Origin of the sequence: Nostoc mirabile CHAB5784 (assembly GCF_020829645.1) — a bacterium.
GTDB lineage: Bacteria > Cyanobacteriota > Cyanobacteriia > Cyanobacteriales > Nostocaceae > Nostoc > Nostoc mirabile.
This window is the reverse complement of sequence record NZ_JAIVFS010000232.1, coordinates 1-4,716: the sequence shown is the minus strand read 5'-3', so window position 1 is coordinate 4,716 and position 4,716 is coordinate 1. Positions and strand designations below refer to the sequence as shown.

General features: G+C 42.4%; 3 protein-coding genes. 2 read left to right on the top strand and 1 reads right to left on the bottom strand.

Going from position 1 to position 4,716, the window contains the following annotated elements; translation table 11 throughout:
- Window positions 1-319: 319 nt before the first annotated feature.
- Complete coding sequence (locus LC653_RS44750) at window positions 320-1,324, bottom strand: phosphotransferase enzyme family protein (protein ID WP_229501664.1); 1,005 nt, start codon at window positions 1,322-1,324, stop codon at window positions 320-322.
- A 259-nt stretch (window positions 1,325-1,583) separates the two neighbouring features.
- Here LC653_RS44750 and ispG point away from each other — a divergent pair, with 259 nt between their 5' ends.
- Entirely contained in the window at window positions 1,584-2,810 is a 1,227-nt protein-coding gene (gene ispG, locus LC653_RS44745; RefSeq protein WP_229501665.1) for a (E)-4-hydroxy-3-methylbut-2-enyl-diphosphate synthase, read from the top strand.
- Window positions 2,811-3,081: 271 nt separating this feature from the next.
- Window positions 3,082-4,365 carry a carboxyl-terminal processing protease CtpC gene (ctpC, locus tag LC653_RS44740; RefSeq protein ID WP_229485091.1) on the top strand — a complete coding sequence of 428 codons (1,284 nt, stop codon included), beginning with the start codon at window positions 3,082-3,084 and terminating at the stop codon, window positions 4,363-4,365.
- The last annotated feature ends 351 nt before the right edge of the window (window positions 4,366-4,716 follow it).

The window sequence follows — 4,716 nt, the reverse complement described above, 5'->3', positions numbered from 1 at the left end:
GTCGCGTCAAAATAGTTTCTTCCATTCATAGCGGGTGGCGATCGCCGCCAGTGGGGCTGCTCCTAAGAAAACAGAATGGTTTCTTTCAGCCATAATGGGCGATCGCTCATGAACAGCTTCTGTCACTCTCCGGGAGGGCAATCTCTAGAAGCTTTATCAGTCAATCAATACAAGCTATACTATTACAAAAACTTGGTTATTGTATTTGTTATTAGAAAAAAATCTTGCGATCGCTTTGTATACAAAAGCTCTAGAATTTAGAAATGGCAAAACTTTTCGGAGAGTGACAAAAGAGGGTTATGAAAACATAAATTTAGCGTTAGCAAAGCTTAATGAAGTTATCGCTCTCATCCAAACTTCGCAACATCGCCAAACGTTGATCTAACCACTCATCTGTAAACCAACCATAAGGCAAAACATCGCCAACTACATTTGTGCTAATTCCCATCACCCAAATATGAGCAGCTTTCACAAACACAGGAATTGATGCCAGTTCAGCCTCACTCAGTTTACGAATAGCTTGATATCCTTCAATAAAACTATTTCTAACCGCAATATCTATCTTCATCCTTAGCGCTATGTGCCAGAACTTCGCTATGTCAAAAGCACGCCACCCATAACCGCACTGGTCAAAGTCAAACAAAGTAGGTTCATTCTGTTTTGTAAAATGAGCATTTCCTGAATGTACATCTCCAACACAAATTCCATATTCAGGCGCTGTTAGATGTAGTTGAAATCCTGCAAGTTGGCTTTTGATTTTTTTTATTTCTTTTTGAAGATAATCAATATCATTTTTTCGATGTTGGTAGAGATGTGTAATTGCTCTCATTGACCAATCAAGCAAGTATTCGTTGTTTAATCCAGGACGGCTAAAACTACTTTTAAAATTGTCTAGTTTCTGGTGAATTTTTGCCAGCACCTCTCCCAAAATATAACTTTGTTTACCATCAAGTTTGTCATCAACTGCGTGCCCAGGTGCGTAGTTAAATACTGCTACATAGCGCACGCCTTCCGGTGCTAAAATATTTGTAGTAAAGCTACCATTTTTTCTAGCAATCGGGTATGCAACTGGCTGTTTTTCTTCATACAAAAATACTAGTAATTCCAGTTCAAAATCAATTTCTTCTTTATTCCTCCACCCACGCCGATAAACTCGCAAAATATAGTTTTCTCTCTCGGTTGTCACTAGGTAAGTATCGTTTAGACCTAGTTTGTATAACTTACAGCTATGAGGCTTGGGAATTGGATACTCACAGAGTACAGTTGTAATTAAAGCCGCACCATCAGGAATTGAGTGAATTACAGGTATTGCAGGTTCGGTCATAGAATTATCCTGATATTAGTAGTATTTATAACTCGGTAAAAGAGCGATCGCTACTCAAGCGACTCAGTTAAAAGAATTTTTCAGCAATATGTCTTTATAAATGAGCAAAACCTTTGAATTGCTCTTTATTTCTTTGCCTGTCTTATTTTCCTTTTTTTCTATATTAATCGTCCAAAAGAGCCACCACCTGTGGCAATCTGGGAAACAGAGATTTATTAAATCTGATATTTTAGCGACAGCAAATTTACCTAATCAGGTTATGCAAACTCTGCCCATAGTAGATACTTCAAATACTACATCCAGTCAACCTACCTTTGATACAACTATCAAGCGGCGTAAAACCCGTCCCGTAAAGGTGGGAAATGTCACCATTGGCGGTGGCTACCCCGTTGTAGTGCAGTCAATGATTAACGAAGACACCCTTGATATTGATGGTTCCGTGGCTGGTATTCGTCGTCTGCACGAAATAGGCTGCGAAATTGTCCGTGTCACAGTGCCGAGTATGGCTCATGCTAAAGCTTTAGCAGAAATTAAACAAAAATTAATAAAAACTTACCAAGACGTGCCAATTGTGGCTGATGTCCATCACAATGGGCTAAAAATCGCTCTGGAAGTCTCCAAGCACATAGAAAAAGTGCGGATTAATCCGGGGTTATATGTCTTTGAAAAGCCCAACGTCAATCGAACCGAGTATACTAAAACCGAATTTGACGAAATTGGCGAAAAAATCCGCGAAACCTTAGAACCTCTAGTAGTTTCTTTGCGCGATCAAGGTAAATCGATGCGAATTGGGGTAAATCACGGTTCCCTCGCTGAAAGGATGCTATTTACCTACGGTGACACCCCAGAAGGCATGGTGGAATCTGCCATAGAATTCATTCGCATCTGTGAATCCTTGGATTTCCGCAACTTGGTAATTTCCATGAAAGCCTCACGAGTACCAGTGATGCTAGCCGCCTATCGCCTCATCGCCAAGCGCATGGATGAACTGGGTATGGATTATCCCCTACATTTAGGCGTTACCGAAGCCGGTGATGGCGAATACGGGCGAATTAAATCCACGGCTGGTATTGCTACCTTACTTGCTGATGGCATTGGTGATACAATTCGCGTCTCACTTACAGAAGCACCAGAAAAAGAAATTCCCGTCTGTTACAGCATTCTCCAAGCTTTGGGATTGCGAAAAACGATGGTGGAATACGTTGCTTGTCCTTCCTGTGGACGCACTTTGTTTAACTTAGAGGAAGTGTTGCACAAAGTTCGGGAAGCCACTAAACACTTAACTGGTCTTGATATAGCGGTTATGGGTTGTATTGTCAATGGCCCCGGAGAAATGGCGGATGCCGACTATGGTTATGTTGGCAAAACACCTGGTTACATTTCTTTGTATCGTGGCAGAGAGGAAATTAAAAAAGTCCCAGAAGATAAAGGTGTAGAGGAATTAATTAACCTGATTAAGGGAGATGAACGCTGGGTAGAACCGTAAGGGGTTAGGGGAGTGGGGAGTAGGGAGTAGGGAGTGGGAAGAGAAATCGATTCAAAATTCAAACAAAATTAAAGAACTTTTGCCTCCTGCCTCCTTTGCCCAATCCCGATTTCTCACTCCCCACTCCCAAAAATTTTGTATAAACCATCAAGTTCGCCGGATTGTCAAGTATTTTGTTTAAATTAAGGATACATACTCGGTCTGTACAGTGGTAGCCTGTGTTAGATTGAGCATACTGACTATATATTTTCCCTCTGACGCAGCTGTCATTATGGTGATTACAAAAAGTAGGCTTGTTTTGGGTGCTACGGCAGTGACACTCTCCACGATCGCTGTTACTAGCCTTGGCATTCACTCCCGAGGTCAGGCTTTATTTAAAGCAAGTCCCAAAGAATTAGTAGATGAAGTTTGGCAAATTGTTCAACGCCAATATGTAGACGGTACTTTTAATCAGGTAGATTGGCAGGCTGTTCGTAAGGAGTATTTAAGCAAGTCCTACAGTAATCCGCAGGAAGCGTATAAGTCCATTCGGGAAATGCTCAAAAAGCTAGAAGACCCATACACCCGGTTTATGGACCCGGCGGAATTCAAGAATATGCAAGTGGATACCTCTGGAGAATTGACAGGGATTGGGATCACGATCAGCCAGGATGAAAAAACCAAGCAATTGGTTGTAATTGCGCCAATCGAAGATACACCAGCTTTTAAAGCTGGTGTTTTGGCAAAAGATATCATCCTCAAAATCGACGGCAAAAATACCAAGGGGATGGATACTAATCAGGCAGTATCCCTAATCCGAGGTGAAGCAGGATCGAAAGTCAGCTTAACGATTCAGCGCAATGGTCAGACAAAACAGTTTGACATCAAAAGGGCGCGGATTGAAATTCATCCAGTTAAATTTTCCCAAAAGAAAACTCCAGCAGGTAATCTTGGCTACATTCGCCTGAACCAGTTCAGCGCCAATGCTGGTAAAGAAATGCAAACCGCTATCAAAGATTTAGAAAGCAAACGGGTAGCTGGATATATCCTTGATCTGCGTGGTAATCCAGGTGGCTTACTCTTCTCCAGTGTAGACATTGCCCGGATGTGGCTGAATAAAGGCACAATTGTTTCTACCATTGATCGCCAAGGTGAGCGAGAGCGAGAAGTGGCAAACGGACGCGCTCTGACAAATAAACCGTTGGTAATATTAGTGGATAAAGGTTCAGCCAGTGCCAGCGAAATCCTTTCAGGAGCGTTGCAGGACAACAAACGTGCTACTTTGGTGGGAACTCAAACCTTTGGTAAGGGATTAGTGCAATCGGTACGTCCCCTAGAAGATGGCTCAGGATTAGCGGTGACAATTGCTAAATACCATACGCCCAATGATAGAGATATTAATAAGCATGGTATTGATCCAGATGTGAAAGTGGATTTGACAGATGCCCAGCGACAAGATTTGTGGCTCAACGAACGTGACAAACTCGCTACCCTAAAAGACCCTCAATTTGCTAAAGCAGTGGATGTGATAGGTAAAAAAATTGCTGCTCAGGGCGCAGCCACAGCAGAAAAATGAAGAGTTAAGAATAAAGTTAGGAGTGAATAGTGAGGAGTTAAGAATAAAGTTAGGAGTGAATAGTGAGGAGTTAAGAATAAAAACAATCATTGTGAACTCCTAACTCCTGTACAGACGCGATTAATCGCGTCTGTACTCCAAACTCCTAACTTAAACTGGTTGGCACTTTCCAGCCCTAATAAGTCCGACACGCCGAGCGATCGCTTCTTCTTGCGAACTAGTTAGAGTCGATGGCGGGTATTATCCCGCGCACCTCTCTGTTAAATCTGGGCGTGCGGTAGGGTAGGTAGCCAGCGAGTTACCATTTTTGGCACTTTTCCAACCACCCCCCTCCAAACTACGCATGACCGT

Excerpts from the sequence above, each read along its gene's own strand:
- ispG (WP_229501665.1), top strand. The coding sequence starts at position 1,584 with ATGCAAACTCTGCCCATAGTAGATACTTCAAATACTACATCCAGTCAA.
- ctpC (WP_229485091.1), top strand. The coding sequence starts at position 3,082 with ATGGTGATTACAAAAAGTAGGCTTGTTTTGGGTGCTACGGCAGTGACA.
- LC653_RS44750 (WP_229501664.1), bottom strand. The coding sequence starts at position 1,324 with ATGACCGAACCTGCAATACCTGTAATTCACTCAATTCCTGATGGTGCG.